Genomic DNA, 16679 nt, shown 5'->3' on the forward strand with positions numbered 1-16679 from the left:
AAGTTGCTCCTATGTCAAGCGGCGGCTTGTTCGGTCGGTGCGGGGTGCGTGTGGGCGTCGGTGGTGAGTCGTTGGTAGACGGTGCGGATGAGTCGTCGTCGCAGGCACCGTAGGGCTGAAGTTTTGGTGTCGTTGGCGGCGAGGCGGTTGCGGTAGTAGGTGTAGCCGTCGGAGTCTTCGAGGCGGATTTGGGTCAGGGCGATGCGGTGCAGTGCGGTATTGAGCTGTCGGTTGCCGTGTCGGGGTAGTCGCACGCGGCCGGCGCTGTTGCCGGACCAGACGGGGATGGGTGCTGTGCCGGCGTAGCTGGCGTAGGCGTCGGCGGAGCGGAAGCGGGAGATGCCGGCGGTTTCGCCGACGATTTTGCCGGCGGTCAGTTCGGCACAGCCGGGCAACTCGAGCAAGGTCGGCACCAGTTGGCGTACTCGCTTGCCGATCTCGGTGGCGAGCTTGTTGATCCGGGCTGTCAGCGAGATGATGTCGTCGAGTTCCGCGCGGGCGATGTCGGCGAGGAGGCTGGTGTGGTTCGCGAGATGGGTGGCGAGTATTTTTTGGTGCTTGTTCATGCTCAGCGACCGGGGTTTGGGAGCGTAGGCGGGATTGATCTCATGGACCCGCCACAGCAGTCGGTTGATTGACGCAGTGCGTTGGGCGACAGCGACTTCCCGGTAGTCGACGAGGAGCCGTAACTCGCGGGATTGGGGGTCGGCGCCAGCGGCGGGCAGGTCCGGTTCGCGTAGTACCGCTCGCGCCACGGCCAGGGCGTCGATGGGATCTGACTTGCCGCGGGTGCGAGCGCTGGAGCGGGCTTGGGCCATCAACTTGGTGGGTACGCGCACCGCGGTCTGGCCGGCGCCGAGCAGGTCGCGCTCGAGGCGGGTCGACATCTGCCGGCAGTCCTCGATACCCCACACCAGATCGCCACCGAACTCGGTGAGTGCCCAGTTGATCGCTGTGTGGTGCCCTTCGGTGGTGGCCGCAGAGGTGAGGTGGCCTAGCTTCTTGCCGACGGAATCGACGGCGACGAATGTGTGAGTGGACTTGTGTACATCGACTCCAACAACAACCATGGTGGTTGCCTCCTGATTCAGAAACAGGGACAGGGACGGTTGGGCCGGCCGGTGGGCAATCCTCAGTTGGGGGCGGTGCCACGCTCCTATCAAGCCACATCGGTCGGTCCATCACACCTGGTGTTGGCACAACTTTTGGAGACCAGACCTCACCCTTTGATGGTGATGCCGGTAGGCCCATCAAGAGCCAAACACCAGGTGATCAGGACCCAACCACCGCCAGAGCGGCAACACAAGAGTCACACTGAGGCCCCATCATCGGGGTTGCTAGTACTGGCCGAGGTAGAAGTGGGCACCCTGGTCGTCGAGGCATTCGGCGGAGATCGCGTAGGACTGCTGTTCGGGGCCGCTGATCACGGTGCCACCGCCGTCTCGAACTCGCTGCACCGCCACCTCGATGTCGTCGACGACCCACATCGGCACCGCGACCGAGCCTGTCTGGCCACCGGCGATACCGGTCATCGGATGGTTGTTCTCGACCTCCCAGCCGTCGTCCATCCTCCCGCCGCTGAAGGTCCATCCCAGGACGCTGCCGTAGAACTCCCGGAGCAGTGCGCTGTCGGGGGTGTAGTGCGTCATGTAGGTGAGCTCGCCGTGACCGGTGGCGTTGAGGGGTGGACGAGGATCGTCCACGGTTGGGCGATACACCGCGAAGGCGACGCCCTGATTGTCGACCGCATCCAGGAGCTCGCCGAAGGGGAACCGCTGCAGCTCATTCGGGGTGCCGCCGGCCGCGACGATGTCGGCGCGGGCCCGGTCGATGTCGTCGACCGCATAGGCGCACAACATTCCCTGACCGCTCTGGACCCCGTAGATCCCCAGCCTCTGGGAGAGGTTGGTGACCTGCCCGGTGGCTGCGTCGAACTGCCAGCCGAGTACCGACCCGTAAAAGGCCACCGCCCGATCCACGTCCGTGGTCCACAGCGAGCAGTATCCGAGGTCGCCGCGGCGGATCTGTTCTGGTGAATCATCTTTCACCGATTCGGCCGATACCGGTCCGGTCAGCATCCACCGGTGTCCGAAGGGGTCGACCATGACGCCGGTGCGGGTGCCGTGGGCGTCGTACGGTTCGCGCTGGACTTCGGCACCGCCGTCGCGAGCGGACCGCAGCGCGGAGTCGGTATCGGGAACGGGGAGCATCAGCGATACCGAGACAGACTGTGGTGCCGGTCCTTTGAGCCCCAATTCGGCGAACTCGCCCGCCAGGTAGATCACGCCGCCACCAATGAGGAGCTCGGCGTGCCCGATGCTGCCGTCGTCCATGAGAATGGGCTCGCCGCGCAGTTCGGCACCGAGGTGGGCGACGTACCAGTCGATCGCGGCGGCGGGATCGGCGACGGTGAGGTACGGCAGGGCGCCGGGGCGCTCGACCGCCACGGAAGTTGCAGCAGTCGAGGTTTCGGGTAGTGCGTCGGTGGTCATGGTTACTCCTTCGGGTAGGTCGAGGCCGCGTTCGAGGCGGATGCGCAGACGGCGCGCGAAGTCGGCGTCGGGGGCCACCGGGACGTCCCCGACGGCCAGCGCCGTGAACGGATCGAAGTCGTTGTGCGCGTTCATCGCCGGCCTCCCTTCGCTGCGGATGTGGCTGGATCGGAGGGATAGGACGCGCGGAAGGCCCGCTTCGCCCTCGTGAGCAGTGCCTCGGTCGCGGTGACCGTGCGGTCGAGCAGTTCGGCGCACTGGGCGACGGTGCAGTCGTCGACATAGCGCAGGGTCAGCACTGCCCGGTGGGTGTCGGACAACCGAAGAAGTGTGTACTCGGCGAGCATGCGATCGAGATGTACGTCCCACAGGTCGTGGGCGGGACCGTCCGGTACCTCCTCGACCGGTGTCGGCGTGCGCTGCATGCGGCGCCAGTGGTCGGCCAGTTTGTGGCGCGCGATGCCGATGAGCCAGGGGATCGACGGATCGTGCGGGTCGTCGCTCCTGGCGTGGTCCATCGCGGCCAAGAACGTCTCTGACGTGAGGTCTTCGGCGAGGCTCTTGTCCCGGGTTCGGCGGATCAGATAGCCGTACACCGCAGGCAGGGCGTCGTCGTAGATCGCCAGCAGCGCCCGGCCACCGGGCGGCGCCGTGCCTCGCGATGAGTTTCCCGCTGTGCCGCTCACATATCTATCGTCGTCGGAGCCGGGCATTTTCCGACGCCCAAATCCGAAATCGATTTACGACGGGGCCAGCATGGTGAGCGTGCTGCCCTCTTCGAGCACCAGATATCCGTCCACGACCTCCGCCTGACCACCGACGATCGACCGCTGCCAGGCAATGGAACCGTTGCGGACGTCGAACGCGGTGAGTTCTCCGCCGTTGCCGAAGACGGCGATGTCGCCACCCTGCCCGACGCACGACAAGTAGTCGATGTTGGCCGCCGGATTCATCAGATCGGGGCGGGCGAACCTGCCGAGTTGTTCACCGGACCGCAGGTCGAAGGCCGTTCGGGTGGCGTCCTTGAGGGCGAAGATCACCACCGACCCGCACGGGCGGGTGTTGACCTTGGACAGTTCGGGATCGGTGATCTGCCAGAGCCGCTGCGCGTCGGGGGGATCGAAGACCGCGTAGGTGCCCTGCGTCTGCATGATCTGGGCCGGTCCGGTCCCGGTGGTCACCGGGAGCACAGAGGTACCGGAGACGAGTTGCTGTTTGTCGTTGACCGAGGTGCGGGTGCCGTCGGCGCGGTAGAACTCGACGCGCTGCTCGTCGGTGCCGGTGAACTGCAGTGCGACACCCGAGGGGTAGATTTCCATGTCGCACGAATCGCACCCGATCCGGTCGATCCCCGTCGCAGGGTCGATGATGTGCTTGGAACCGTCCGAGGCGCTGATGGCCACGACGTCGTCCTGAACCTCGACCTTCGCCGCCGCGGCGAACGTCCGAGCCCAGATCTGACGTCCGTCCGGGGCGTTGCGGCTGACCTGGTAGCCCGAATCGTTGACCCTCAGGAAGTCCGGACCGAATCCCGTCACCGCCCTGGTGTTCCTGATGTCGGATCGCCCGCGGAGTTCACCGGAGGTGAGGTCGGCGAGATAGAAACCGTCGGGCCGGTCGGTGAGGCTCAGTGCGCACCCCAGCTCTCCCTGCCCGTTGATCGCGCACGAGCCCAGCCCGGCGTCGATGGGCACATCCCACAGCCGTTCGCCGTTGCGGCGATCGATGGCCAGGTACGTCGTACCGAGACCGGACGGATACGCGATGAGCCAGATGTCGCCGAGGGTTCCGGCGACGACAGGGGTCGCACCTTCGCCGTACGTGCGCATGTCGGTCAGGTCCAGGCTCCACTGTTCGGTGGGCTCACCCTGATAGGAGCGGAGTTGGCCGTTCGAGAAGTCGCCGGATGTCGTCGTCGGGGTTCCCATCGAGAGAACGAGCCCGACGCTGATCACCATCGCGATCGAGAGGGTCAGTACAACGATCCCTATCCCGGGTGCGGACCGGCCTTTGAGCATGTCGTACATCCAACCACGGGGGACACGCCCCGAACTCGGCCGCCACGGTCGGTCGGAGCAGACGTTCTCCAGCCGAACTGGACGACCGTTTAGTCTGGCCATGTGTCAAACAATGTGGTGGGGCGTCTGCTCGGAGACGCCATGACCGTCCCGCTCCGCGTGGGAGGCATGCTGGGTGTGCGTGCCAAGCTCGGCCCGCGTGCCCTTCGGGTCGATCCCGGCGTCGCGAACCCGGCTCCCGCGCTCACCGAGCACGACCGACGCAAGGTCGCGTACAACTTCTTCTCGGGCATACCGTTCGAACTACGCAACCCTGGCGGTGATCTGCCCGGTGCAAATGAGTGGCATCGTGCGCCGTCGGCAGATCATCCACATCCGGTGATCCTGGTGCACGGCACCGGTGGTGGTGCCCAGACCAATTGGGGCACCTATGTGCCGCTGCTCAGCAACGAGGGTTTCTCGGTGTTCTCGTTGACCTACGGTGCGATCGCCGGGGTGCCGTGGCCGTTGTCGGCCATCGGTGGAATGGCCAAGATCGAGGACAGTGCCAAAGAGTTCGGCGTGTTCGTGGAGCGGGTGCTCGAGGCGACCGGCGCCGCCCAGGTCGACGTGGTCGGGCACTCGCAGGGGACTTTGATGCCGAACTACTGGGCGAAGTGCCTCGGTGGCGCGGAACTGATCCGTAAGTACGTCTCGCTGGCGCCGATGTGGCAGGGGACTTCGGCGTTCGCCGGGGTGATGAGCCGTATCAATCTGCCCCTCGGCCTCGACCCCACCCGCATCCTGCCGTGCTACTCGGCCGCCCAGATGATGGCGGGATCGGAGTTCATCGCCGAGATGCACGCCGACGGCGGTCCGTATGTTCCCGGCATCGACTACATCAACATCTCCACCCGGTACGACGAGTTCGTGGTGCCGTACACCAGCGGGCAGCTGCCCGGTGGGCCCGACGCCACCGTCACCAACATTGTTGTGCAGGAAAATTGTTCACATGATTACAGTGATCACCTGGCCATCTGCGGATCGCAGCGGGCCGCGCTGTGTGTGCTGAACGCACTCGATGACCGAGCAGATCCGAGGGATGTCCCATGTATGTTCGTTCCGCCGTTCTTCGGTTCCTGAGCTGGTCGGCGCTTGCTCTGCTGTCGCTGACCGCGCTGCCGGCCACCGCGGGTGCGCAACCGGTGAGCCATGACTTCTTCGACGGTGCCCGAGCCGAGGTGGCGAACCCCGGTGGTTCGTACCCCGGTTCCAATGACTTTTCGTGCCGTCCATCCATGAAACACCCGAATCCTGTTGTGCTGGTGCACGGTACCGGCGGAAATCGTCAGACCAACTGGGCGACGATGATCCCGGCGCTGCGAAACGAGGGATACTGCGTGTTCGCGCTGACCTATGGCACGCTGTCCGGAACCGTCTGGCCGGTCAGTGGTTTCGGCGGCTTGACCCGGATGGAGGACAGCGCGGAGCAGCTCGCCTCATTCATCGCGCGGGTGCGCCAGGGGACCGGAGCCGCGCGGGTCGACCTGGTCGGTCATTCGGAGGGCACCCTGATGCCGACCTACTACCTCAAATACCTCGGCGGGGCGCAGTACGTCGATCGCTATGTCTCCCTGGCACCGTATTGGAAGGGCCAGGACCAGGCTGCGTATCTGCAGCTGGAGGCGATGGCAATGGCTTTCGGGTTCGACCCGGGCCAGGTGCTGCCGTGTCCGGAATGCGGGCAGGAGAACTATGGCAGTCCGTTCATGCAGCAGATCAATTCGGGTGGTTCGCCATACGTTCCGGGCATTTCCTACACCAATGTGATGACGAGGTACGACGGTATCGTCGAGCCGTGGACCGACGGGTTCGTGCCCGGCCCGGGCGCGAGGAACATCGTGTTGCAGGACACCTGCGCGGCAGACCGGTCTGACCACCTCTCGATCGTGTCCTCGCCGCGAACGGTGGCCATAGTGCTGGGTGCGCTCGATCCGGCAGCCGCGCCGGCGGTGCCCTGCGTGCCGGTGGCTCCTGGGCTCGGTCTGTAGCCGCTATCCGGCCTGCGAGCGTCGGTAGTCGCGGGGGCTGACCCCTCGGACGCGTTTGAAGGCGGCGCTCAATGCGAATGCGCTGCTGTATCCCACTTGCCGCGCAACGGTTTCCAGGGTGACATCTCCGGTAGCGAGCAGATCCGCCGCCATCGACAGCCGCCAGTGGGTGAGGTAGGCCATCGGGGGTTCGCCGACCAGGTCGGTGAACCGTCGGGCGAGCGCGGCGCGCGACACCGCGCACTCCGCGGCCAGCTCGGCGACCGTCCACGAGTGCCCGGGATTGTGGTGGATCAGGGACAACGCGTGGCCGACGACCTGATCAGACTCGGCAGCAATCCATTTCGGGCCGGCAGAGTCCGGACGAGAGAACCAGTTGCGGAGTGTGTCGATCAAGACGAGATCGAGAAGCCGGTCGAGCATCACCTCTTGTCCAGGTGTGTCACGGTCGATCTCGGCCGACAGCAGGGATATGAGGGGATTGTTGTTGTTCGGCAACGTGATCAACCGAGGAAGCGCTGCCAGCAGGCGCGCAGACACTTCGCCCGCCACGCCGTATGTTCCCACGAGTGACACGGACTCTCCGTCTGTGCTGTTGCCCCAACTGCGCACACCGAGGCTCAGTTCCTCGACGAGGTCCACCCCGTCGAGACTGGTGCAGTTCTGGTTGCGATCGATGATCGCGGTCGGCGCGCACTCGTCTCCGACCGCGTACGGCTCGGGCCCGCGCACGATGGCGACATCTCCGGGCCGCACGATCACCTGCTCGCCGTCGTCGAAACGAATGGTGTTCGTCCCGCTGACCGTGACCACGATCGTCAACGGCGCCTCGTCCTCGATACGGAGTGACCACGGCGACGCCATCACCAAGCGCAGGAGAAATGCATCCTTTGCGCGAGGACCGTTCAGCAGGCTTCCCAGCACGTCCATGTAGACGATTGAACATGAAAGTGAGTGCTGAAGCCATGGAGAAGCTCGCATCTGGCCGTTGTACTGGGAACCATGACAAACACCGCGAGTCACCAGCAACGTCCCATCACCGTCATCGGCGCGACCGGCAAGACCGGTTGGCGCGTGGTCGAACGACTCCAGCAGCTAGGCCTGCCGGTGCGTGCGGCGAGTCGTACGTCCGAGGTCGCGTTCGATTGGACCGACCGGTCGACCTGGCCACCGGCACTCGCCGGGGCCGGAGCCGCCTACGTGACGTACCAGCCGGACCTGATCGTTCCGCGGTCGGCCGACGACATGACGGCCTTTGTGGCCGTGGCCCGCGACGCGGGCATCGACCGACTGGTGTTGATGTCCGGACGGGGCGAGCCGGAGGCCAAGACCTGCGAGGACATTGTTCTGACGTCGGGCGTCCCGTCAACCGTGCTGCGCTGCAGTTGGTTTGCCCAGAACTTCAGCGAGGCCTTCCTGGCCGACGGTGTGAACGAAGGCGCCGTGGTGCTCCCGGTCGGGGGAGTGGGGGAGCCGTTCCTCGATGCCGACGACATCGCCGACGCCGCGGTGGAGGCGTTGACCGGTGACGGGCACGATGGCCGGGTCTATGAGCTGACCGGACCGCGACTTCTGACGTTCGCCGAGGCCACCGCAGAGATCGGGCGCGAACTCGGGCGCGACATCGCCTTCATCCAGGTGGGCCTCGATGAGTACCGGGCCGGCATGGCCGAGGCCGGTGTGCCCGATGAGTACGCCGAGATGGTGATGGCCCTGTTCGGCACCCTGTTCGACGGTCGGAACTCCCGGATGGCGAGCGGAGTCCGTGAGCTCCTGGGGCGCGACGCCGTGGACTTCGGTGATGTCGTCAAGAAGGCCGTGGCGCAGGGGGTTTGGTCATGACCGGGCTGCGAGAGTCCGCCCTGATCCTCGGCATCGTCTCGGTCGGGCTGATCGCCGGTCTGTTCGCCTCGTTCGCCTATGCCGTCATGCCAGGGCTCGGCCAGACCGATGACACGAGCTTCATCGCCTCGATGCAACGCATCAACGTCGTCATCGTGAACCCGGTGTTCCTGCTCCTCCTTTTCGGTGGGCTGGGTTTCACCGTCGCGGCCACGGTTCTCTACCGCGACCACCGGATGTTCTGGTGGATCGTGGCCGGTGCCGTCCTGTACGGGCTGGGACTGGTCATCACGATGGTCTTCAACATTCCGCTCAACAACAAACTCGAAGCGGCCGGAGACCCCGATCGGGTCGCGGACCTCCGCGCGGTACGTGAGGCATTCGAGGCGTCGTGGGTTCGCTGGAACATCGCGCGAGCGGTGATCCACACCGCAGCCTTCGCCGTCCTCGTGGTCGGGGCCGTGACCCGCTGATCTCTCCCACCCGTTTTTGCGCCGCCCACCGGAAACAAACGATGGGCGGCGCGAATTCGGGTGGGTGGGGGCGTGCGTGCGTGGGGTGGGGGCGTGCGTGCGTGAGGTGGGGACCTGGGTGTGGGTGGTGCCTGATTCGCTCGGGTTGTCACCCCCCACCCGTTTTTGCGCGACCCACCAAGAATTACCGGTGGGCGGCGCGAATTCAGGTGGGGGACGACGCCGGCGCGGAGATCTGGACGACCGCGTCGGCGACCGCGGCAGGGTTGTCGAGGGACACGAACGTCCTCGCGCCCGGGACCTCGGTGAACGTCGCTTCGGGGAACTGGGCAGCCAGCCGACGGCCGAGCTCTGGCTTGAAGCTCTTGTCCGCCAGGCCCCACACCAGCGTCACCGGCTTGTGGAACGACCCGAGCCGGCGGGTGACAGTGTCGAGTTCGGCGGGCTCGATGTTCGCGAACAGTCGTGTGATGTCACGTCTGATCTCGGCCGAGTTCTGCGCCGGCGCGACCCAGGACGCGGTGGGGTCGGGATCGGGATCGTTCGCCAGGAGTCCGAAGCCCAGCGGTGAGTGACGCAGTGCCCGGAACTTCATGAGCTTCATCGACGGCTTCAGGACCCCGGGGACCTTGAGGAGCGTGAAGATCGCGTTGAAGGGGAACGGCGGGAAGGTGTCGAAGGCGTCGCAGTTCGTGAGGACGAGTCTGCCGATGTGATCGGGGTAGGCGTCGACCGTGAACTGACACAGGGCGCCGCCCGTGTCGTTGCCGACCAGGGTCACGTCCTGCAGGTCGAGGCCGACGATGAGTTCGCGGATCAGCCCGGCGATCGTGGTCGGACTGAGTTCTGCGTCCGGCTTCATCGGGATCCGATGTGAACCTAGCGGCAGCGTCGGCAGAACGCACCGGTACCCCTGCGACGCGAGGAGCTCGGCGGGTTTTCGCCACAACTCGGCGTCGACGAGAGCGCCGTGAATGAAGAGGGCGGGTGGTTTATCAGAGTTGTCGGGTCCGACGGTGCTGTACTCGATCGTCCCCAGCGTTGTCTCGATCGTGGCCATGACGGGTAACCTCCGTTAGTCACTTACGTACACCTAGCATGGAAGTTACATACAGTCTGCATGGAAGTCAATCGTCGTACTCAGGCCGACCGCACCGCCACCACGCGTGCGGCGTTGATGAAGGCTGCCCGCACCCTGTTCGCCGACCAGGGATTCAGTGCCGTCGGGACCCAGGCGATCGCTGCCTCTGCCGGGGTGACCAGGGGTGCGCTCTACCACCAGTTCGCCGACAAGGCCGAACTCTTCATGGCGGTCTTCGAGGGGATCGAGGAGGAGCTGCTCGCCGAGATCGGGTCTGCCATGACCGAGGCGGCGATCACCGACCCGATCGCCGCTCTCGAGGTGGGCGCGAAGAGATGGCTCGAACTCTGCGCGGATCCGCAGGTCCATCGGATCGTCCTCATCGAAGCGCCGGCTGTACTCGGGTGGGATCAATGGCGTGAGATCGGGCAGCGGTACGCCCTCGGAATGGTCGAGGCACTGATCGCGCAGGCCGTCGCCACCGGCGCCGTGCCCGAGCAGCCGGTGCGGCCACTCGCCCACGTCATGATCGGTGCGATCGACGAGGCTGCGCTGTACGTTTCCCGGTCCGATGAACCGGAGAAGGCGCGTGCGGAAATGCTCGATGTCATCCGGCGACTGATTCGTGCCATCACGATCGAATTGTGAGCACGCGTTCGCTGACGGCGTATCCGGAGGTGAAACACCCTTTCGAGCTGCGACGTTGACGGATTGTGGCCTGCTGACCGCAGTGCTCTCATGGTTGCTCGGTGACACATCTGAGGTGCCGGTGACCTGGGCGCATTACAGTGGGAGCCAAGGCTGTCGCGGTGGCGCATCGGTTCATCGTCGACAAAGGCCAACCCTGGGAAAGATCGCAGCCCGTCGACCAGTCAGACTGGTGGACGAAGCCGAAGGCGAAGATCGACCCTAGAAACGTAAGGGAGAACAATGTTCGAACGGTTCACCGACCGCGCTCGTCGGGTTGTCGTCCTGGCCCAAGAAGAAGCGCGGATGCTCAATCACAACTACATCGGTACCGAGCACATCCTGCTCGGGCTGATCCACGAGGGTGAAGGCGTCGCCGCCAAGTCCCTCGAGTCGTTGGGAATCTCCCTCGAAGGTGTGCGCAGCCAGGTCGAAGAAATCATCGGCCAGGGCCAGCAGGCACCCTCGGGACACATCCCCTTCACCCCCCGGGCCAAGAAGGTCCTCGAGCTCTCACTGCGCGAGGCCCTCCAGCTCGGCCACAACTACATCGGTACCGAGCACATCCTGCTCGGCCTCATCCGTGAAGGCGAGGGCGTGGCCGCCCAGGTGCTGGTCAAGCTCGGCGCCGACCTCAACCGGGTGCGCCAGCAGGTCATCCAGCTGCTGTCGGGCTACCAGGGCAAAGAGCCCCAGGAGGCGGGCACCGGCGGACGCAGCACGGAGGCGGGCACCCCGTCGACGTCGCTCGTCCTCGATCAGTTCGGTCGCAACCTCACCGCTGCGGCCGCCGACGGCAAGCTCGATCCGGTCATCGGCCGTGAGAAGGAAATCGAGCGCGTGATGCAGGTGCTCAGCCGCCGCACCAAGAACAACCCGGTGCTGATCGGTGAGCCCGGCGTCGGTAAGACCGCCGTCGTGGAGGGCTTGGCCCAGGCGATCGTGAACGGCAACGTTCCCGAGACCCTCAAGGACAAGCAGCTCTACACCCTCGACCTCGGTTCGCTGGTCGCAGGCAGCCGCTACCGCGGTGACTTCGAAGAGCGCCTCAAAAAGGTCCTCAAGGAGATCAACACCCGCGGCGACATCATCCTGTTCATCGACGAGCTCCACACGCTCGTCGGTGCAGGTGCTGCCGAAGGTGCCATCGATGCCGCCAGCATCCTGAAGCCGAAGCTGGCCCGCGGCGAGCTCCAGACCATCGGTGCGACCACCCTTGACGAGTACCGCAAGTACATCGAGAAGGACGCCGCCCTCGAGCGCCGCTTCCAGCCGGTTCAGGTCGGCGAGCCCAGCGTCGAGCACACGATCCAGATCCTCAAGGGTCTGCGCGATCGCTACGAGTCGCATCACCGCGTCTCGATCACCGATGGGGCCCTGACCGCCGCCGCCACCCTGGCCGACCGCTACATCAACGACCGGTTCCTACCGGACAAGGCGATCGACCTGATCGACGAGGCGGGCGCCCGGATGCGTATCCGCCGGATGACCGCACCACCAGATCTGCGCGAGTTCGACGACAAGATCGCCGACGCCCGCAAAGAGAAGGAATCGGCGATCGACGCCCAGGACTTCGAGAAGGCCGCGAACCTGCGCGACAAGGAAAAGCAGCTCGTCACCGAGCGCGCCGAGCGTGAGAAGCAGTGGCGCAGCGGCGACATGGACATCGTCGCCGAGGTCGATGACAACGAGATCGCCGAGGTTCTGGGTAACTGGACCGGCATCCCCGTCTTCAAGCTCACCGAGGAGGAGACCACCCGTCTGCTCCGTATGGAGGAGGAGCTGCACAAGCGGATCATCGGGCAGACCGAGGCCGTCAAGGCAGTGTCGAAGGCGATTCGTCGTACCCGCGCCGGTCTGAAGGACCCCAAGCGCCCGTCCGGTTCGTTCATCTTCGCCGGCCCGTCCGGTGTCGGTAAGACCGAGCTGTCCAAGGCCCTGGCGAACTTCCTGTTCGGTGAAGACGACGCGCTCATCCAGATCGACATGGGCGAGTTCCATGACCGCTTCACGGCGTCGCGGCTCTTCGGTGCCCCTCCCGGCTACGTCGGATACGAAGAGGGCGGCCAGCTCACCGAGAAGGTGCGCCGCAAGCCGTTCTCCGTCGTCCTGTTCGACGAGATCGAGAAGGCCCACCAGGAGATCTACAACACGCTCCTGCAGGTCCTCGAAGACGGCCGTCTCACCGACGGTCAGGGTCGTACGGTCGACTTCAAGAACACCGTGCTGATCTTCACCTCGAACCTCGGTACCGGTGACATCTCCAAGGCCGTGGGGCTGGGCTTCTCGCAGTCGAATGCGGAAGGCTCGAACTACGAGCGGATGAAGCAGAAGGTCAACGACGAGCTCAAGAAGCATTTCCGGCCCGAGTTCCTCAACCGTATCGACGATGTCATCGTGTTCCACCAGCTCACGAAGGACGAGATCATCAAGATGGTCGATCTCATGATCGCCCGCGTCGAGACCCAGCTGCGGAACAAGGACATGGCTCTGGAGCTCACCGACAAGGCCAAGAGCCTTCTCGCGAAGCGCGGATTCGATCCGGTCCTGGGTGCGCGGCCGCTGCGTCGCACCATCCAGCGCGAGATCGAAGATCAGCTGTCCGAGAAGATTCTGTTCAACGAGATCGGTGCCGGTGAGATCATTCTCGTCGACGTCGAGAACTGGGACGGCGAAGGCGAAGGCGAAGACGCCAAGTTCACCTTCAAGGGTTCGAAGAAGCCGATCGCGCTTCCCGACACCCCGGTGGAACTCGCCAAGACCGGAGACTCCGAGAAGTAAGCACTGACCCGAAGGGGCGCAACCACGAAAGTGGTTGCGCCCCTTTGTGGTGGCCCTCCCCACAAAAACACCCCGTTGAATTAGAAGCACACGTCGCAACGTGTGCTTTTAACTCAACGGGGTGCTTTTGTAGAGCGGGTCAGTCCTTGACGTCGGGATCCTGATCGCGGCCGGCGAGCAGCAGGGTGATCGTGAGCTCGAGCCGGTTGGTGACGTCGGTCGCCGACGCGCGGCGGGTCAACCACTGCACGAGATTCGACATCCAGACATCGGACACCACGCGGGCGATCTTCAGGTCGAGTTCTGTCGGTTCGCCTTCGACCATCGCGTTGGCCAGGAGGCGGTCGATGATCAGCGCGACCTTATCGACCTCGGCCGACGCCGAAGCGTCGGCGAACATGAACGCCCGCGTCATCGCCTCAGTCAGCAGCGGATCACGTTGCATCGCAAGGGTGATCATGTCCAGCACGTGGCGGAGCCGCTCAAGGGCCGTGTTCCCGCGCAGCCTGGTCTTGTCAGCCCGGCTCTCGACCGCTTCGAATTCCCGGGCGAGCGCGGTGACCAGGAGATGGACCTTGGACGGGAAGTACCGGTACAGGGTTCCCACTGCGACGTCGGCCCGCTCGGCGACCGCGCGCATCTGCACCGCGTCGTAGCCGCCCTTGGAGGCCAACTGCAAGGTGGCGTCGAGGATGCGGCGCCGACGTTCACGCTGGGCGCTGGACCCGAGGTCCACGTCGGACCCGACGGCCACGTCGCTGGCCGAGTTGCCGGCCGGAATCGGGCTAGCCATCGGGGCGTCCCCACTTTCTCATCTGTCGGTTTGTCGATCTTTCATCGAGCTGGTCGCTTGTCCACTCCACGTTAATCGCTGGCAGCGAAAACGCGACTTTCTGGACTCCGCGACACGGTCCCCTTCATTCTGCCCCGGCAGACGTGCAATATTAGAACAGGTTCTACCACGCACCGACAACCCCGAGCAGGCAAGGAAAGACTTCCGTGACTCTTGCTACCACCCCAGAACATACCGCCGTCGCCGACGCAATTGGTCAATGGTCCAAAAAGGTGTCGGTCATCACGACGGTGCGGGCCGGTGAGCCGGGATCCGACGTCACCGCCGAACCCTGGCCTGCGCTGTTCCGGGAATTGGCCGAGCTCGGCGTATTTGCGGCCGCGGTGCCCGAACGGAAGGGCGGGATGGACGCGCTGTTCGTCGATCTCGCGGTCATGCTCGAGCAGACCGGCCACGACCTGGTGCCCGGGCCGGTGGCCGCCACCGCGCTGAGCGCCCTGCTCACGTCTGTGTCGGGCGCTCCGAACGAGAACGCGTTACTCGCACAACTGATCGCGGGGGAGGTCGGTGCCGCAGTGGCGACCTCCGTCCTCGCCGGCTCCGCCGCACCTGCCGCGGTGGAGGCCGAGCGCGGGGTGTTGTCGGCATCCGGCGACCTCGGTCTGGTCGCCGGATATTCGCCCGACGTCGCGCTCCTGGCGCCGATCGACATCGCCGGTGGTCATCGCTGGGTTCTACTCGAGCCGGGAACCGCCGGAATCGGATCCGAGCCGGTCGATGCCCTCGACTTCTCGATGGAGTTGTCCTGGGTCCGGCTGGACAATGTGGTGATCCCGGCCCACGACGTACTGCACGTTTCCGACGCATTCGTTCGGGCCGCGATCATCGCGGTCATCGCCGCGCAGGCGGCGGGCGTCGCGCGCTGGACCCTCGACACCGCGGTGGAGTACGCGAAGGTGCGGGAGCAATTCGGCGCGCCGATCGGCAGCTTCCAGGCGGTCAAGCACATCTGCGCGGAGATGCTGTGCCGCAGCGAGCAGGTCAGTGCCGCTGCCTGGGACCTCGCTTCCGCGGTGGACGAACTCACCGAGGCCGACGGACCCGCCCGCACCACCGCCGCCGATCAGGTCGAGATCAGCGCCGCTGTCGCAGCGGCGGCTGTCTCGGACATGGTGGTCGCGAATGCCAAGGACTGCATCCAGATCCTCGGCGGTATCGGGTTCACCTTCGAGCACGATGCCCACCTGTATCTGCGCCGTGCGCTCGCCTGGCAGGCCCAGCTCGGCTCGGCGGAGCGATGGCACGCGGCGGTCGCGGAGCTCAACAGGCGGGGGGTGCGCAGGTCGTTGCGGATCGACCTCTCGGATGTCGAGAGTCGACGCCCGCAGGTCCGCGCCACGGTGGAGGCGATAGCGGCGGCCGACGATCAGCGCCGCGCTCTCGCCGACGCGTTGTATCTCACCCCGCACTGGCCGGCTCCCTTCGGCCTCGGGGCGGACGCCCTGGAGCAGGTGCTGATCGACGAGGAACTCGACCGGGCGGGGGTGCGCCGGCCCGACCTGGTGATCGCGGGCTGGGCGATCCCCACGATCATCGAGCACGGCACCGAGGCGCAGCGCGAACGCTTTGTGGAGCAGACGCTGCACGGCGAGATCATGTGGTGCCAGCTGTTCTCCGAGCCGGGGGCGGGTTCGGACCTCGCGGCATTGCGCACCAAGGCGACCAAGGTCGACGGTGGCTGGACCCTGCAGGGCCAGAAGGTATGGACCTCGCACGCGCACGACGCAGACTGGGCGATCTGTCTGGCTCGGACCGACTCCGAGGCACCGAAACACAAGGGCATCACCTACTTTCTCGTCGACATGACATCGAAGGGGATCGAGACCCGGCCGCTGCGGGAGATCACCGGCCGCGCCATGTTCAACGAGGTCTTCCTCGACGACGTGTTCGTCCCGGACGAGTGCGTGGTCGGCGAGATCAACAACGGCTGGCGACTGGCGCGGACCACCCTGGCCAACGAGCGGGTCGCGATGGGCGGCTCGGCCTTGGGCAAGGAGATGGAGGCGCTGCTCGCGCAGATCGACGGCGGTGAATCGGGAACGCAGCGTGACGAGCTCACGGGGACCCAGCGGGAGAAGCTCGGTGGTTTGATCGCGCAGGCGCAGTTGGGTCAGGTGCTCGATCTGCGATCCGTGCTCGGGTCGATCAACGGGACCGACCCGGGGGCGGCCTCGAGTGTGCGGAAGCTGATCGGCGTCCGGCACCGTCAGGCGGTGCCCGAGTTCGCGCAGCAACTCCATGGCGTCGACGGTCTGGCGCAATCGACGGCCTCGCAGGATTTCCTCCTGAACAGGTGCCTGTCGATCGCCGGTGGCACCACCCAGATCCTCGCCACGGCTGCCGCCGAACGGCTCCTGGGATTGCCTCGCTGAGACCTCCTCATTTCTGATACAACTAGAACAGGTTCTAATTCGCTGAAGAG

The 16679-nt window shown here is 65.4% G+C and carries 14 protein-coding genes; 7 read left to right on the plus strand and 7 right to left on the minus strand.

Annotation, left to right across the window (positions count from 1 at the left end; translation table 11 throughout):
• Positions 1-14 precede the first annotated feature (14 nt).
• From BH683_RS02620 to BH683_RS02635, 4 genes are all read right to left on the minus strand, one after another.
• Positions 15-1070 carry an IS110 family transposase gene (locus tag BH683_RS02620; protein ID WP_084834247.1) on the minus strand — a complete coding sequence of 352 codons (1056 nt, stop codon included), beginning with the start codon at positions 1068-1070 and terminating at the stop codon, positions 15-17.
• A 267-nt stretch (positions 1071-1337) separates the two neighbouring features.
• The gene (locus BH683_RS02625; RefSeq protein ID WP_084834720.1) at positions 1338-2627 is read right to left on the minus strand and encodes a VOC family protein; all 1290 of its coding nucleotides are present in this window, start codon (positions 2625-2627) and stop codon (positions 1338-1340) included.
• A complete protein-coding gene (locus tag BH683_RS02630; protein ID WP_246833159.1) occupies positions 2624-3121 on the minus strand; it encodes a sigma-70 family RNA polymerase sigma factor in 498 nt (165 codons plus the stop codon). Before BH683_RS02630 ends, BH683_RS02625 begins: the two co-directional genes overlap by 4 nt.
• 111 nt (positions 3122-3232) lie before the next feature.
• Positions 3233-4519, minus strand: coding sequence for a PQQ-binding-like beta-propeller repeat protein (locus BH683_RS02635; RefSeq protein ID WP_168186948.1), 1287 nt, complete (start codon positions 4517-4519; stop codon positions 3233-3235).
• A gap of 93 nt (positions 4520-4612) precedes the next feature.
• Here BH683_RS02635 and BH683_RS02640 point away from each other — a divergent pair, with 93 nt between their 5' ends.
• Positions 4613-5632, plus strand: coding sequence for a lipase family protein (locus tag BH683_RS02640; protein WP_246833158.1), 1020 nt, complete (start codon positions 4613-4615; stop codon positions 5630-5632).
• Positions 5599-6540, plus strand: a complete 942-nt coding sequence (locus BH683_RS02645) for an alpha/beta fold hydrolase (RefSeq protein WP_084834723.1) — start codon at positions 5599-5601, stop codon at positions 6538-6540. Before BH683_RS02640 ends, BH683_RS02645 begins: the two co-directional genes overlap by 34 nt.
• 3 nt (positions 6541-6543) lie before the next feature.
• Here BH683_RS02645 and BH683_RS02650 read toward each other — a convergent pair whose 3' ends face one another.
• Positions 6544-7470, minus strand: a complete 927-nt coding sequence (locus BH683_RS02650) for an AraC family transcriptional regulator (RefSeq protein ID WP_084834724.1) — start codon at positions 7468-7470, stop codon at positions 6544-6546.
• Positions 7471-7542: 72 nt separating this feature from the next.
• Between BH683_RS02650 and BH683_RS02655 the strand changes: the two genes are divergently transcribed.
• A complete protein-coding gene (locus BH683_RS02655; protein ID WP_084834725.1) occupies positions 7543-8382 on the plus strand; it encodes an NmrA family transcriptional regulator in 840 nt (279 codons plus the stop codon).
• Positions 8379-8855 (plus strand): anthrone oxygenase family protein, encoded by a 477-nt coding sequence (locus BH683_RS02660; protein WP_084834726.1) that lies wholly within the window; start codon positions 8379-8381, stop codon positions 8853-8855. Before BH683_RS02655 ends, BH683_RS02660 begins: the two co-directional genes overlap by 4 nt.
• Positions 8856-9060: 205 nt before the next feature.
• Here BH683_RS02660 and BH683_RS02665 read toward each other — a convergent pair whose 3' ends face one another.
• Positions 9061-9915 (minus strand): alpha/beta hydrolase, encoded by an 855-nt coding sequence (locus BH683_RS02665; protein WP_084834727.1) that lies wholly within the window; start codon positions 9913-9915, stop codon positions 9061-9063.
• A 60-nt stretch (positions 9916-9975) separates the two neighbouring features.
• Between BH683_RS02665 and BH683_RS02670 the strand changes: the two genes are divergently transcribed.
• Positions 9976-10584 (plus strand): TetR/AcrR family transcriptional regulator, encoded by a 609-nt coding sequence (locus BH683_RS02670; RefSeq protein WP_084834728.1) that lies wholly within the window; start codon positions 9976-9978, stop codon positions 10582-10584.
• Between the two features lie 282 nt (positions 10585-10866).
• Positions 10867-13404 carry an ATP-dependent Clp protease ATP-binding subunit gene (locus tag BH683_RS02675; protein ID WP_084834729.1) on the plus strand — a complete coding sequence of 846 codons (2538 nt, stop codon included), beginning with the start codon at positions 10867-10869 and terminating at the stop codon, positions 13402-13404.
• Positions 13405-13543: 139 nt separating this feature from the next.
• Here the strand turns inward: BH683_RS02675 and kstR are convergent, their stop codons facing one another.
• Positions 13544-14197 carry a cholesterol catabolism transcriptional regulator KstR gene (gene kstR, locus BH683_RS02680; protein WP_084834730.1) on the minus strand — a complete coding sequence of 218 codons (654 nt, stop codon included), beginning with the start codon at positions 14195-14197 and terminating at the stop codon, positions 13544-13546.
• Positions 14198-14403: 206 nt separating this feature from the next.
• On the opposite strand from kstR, the gene BH683_RS02685 reads away from it, so the two are divergent.
• On the plus strand, positions 14404-16629 hold the full coding sequence (locus tag BH683_RS02685) for an acyl-CoA dehydrogenase (RefSeq protein WP_084834731.1): 2226 nt from the start codon (positions 14404-14406) through the stop codon (positions 16627-16629).
• Positions 16630-16679: the final 50 nt, after the last annotated feature.

It is taken from the genome of Williamsia sp. 1138 (assembly GCF_002095435.2).
GTDB lineage: Bacteria > Actinomycetota > Actinomycetes > Mycobacteriales > Mycobacteriaceae > Williamsia.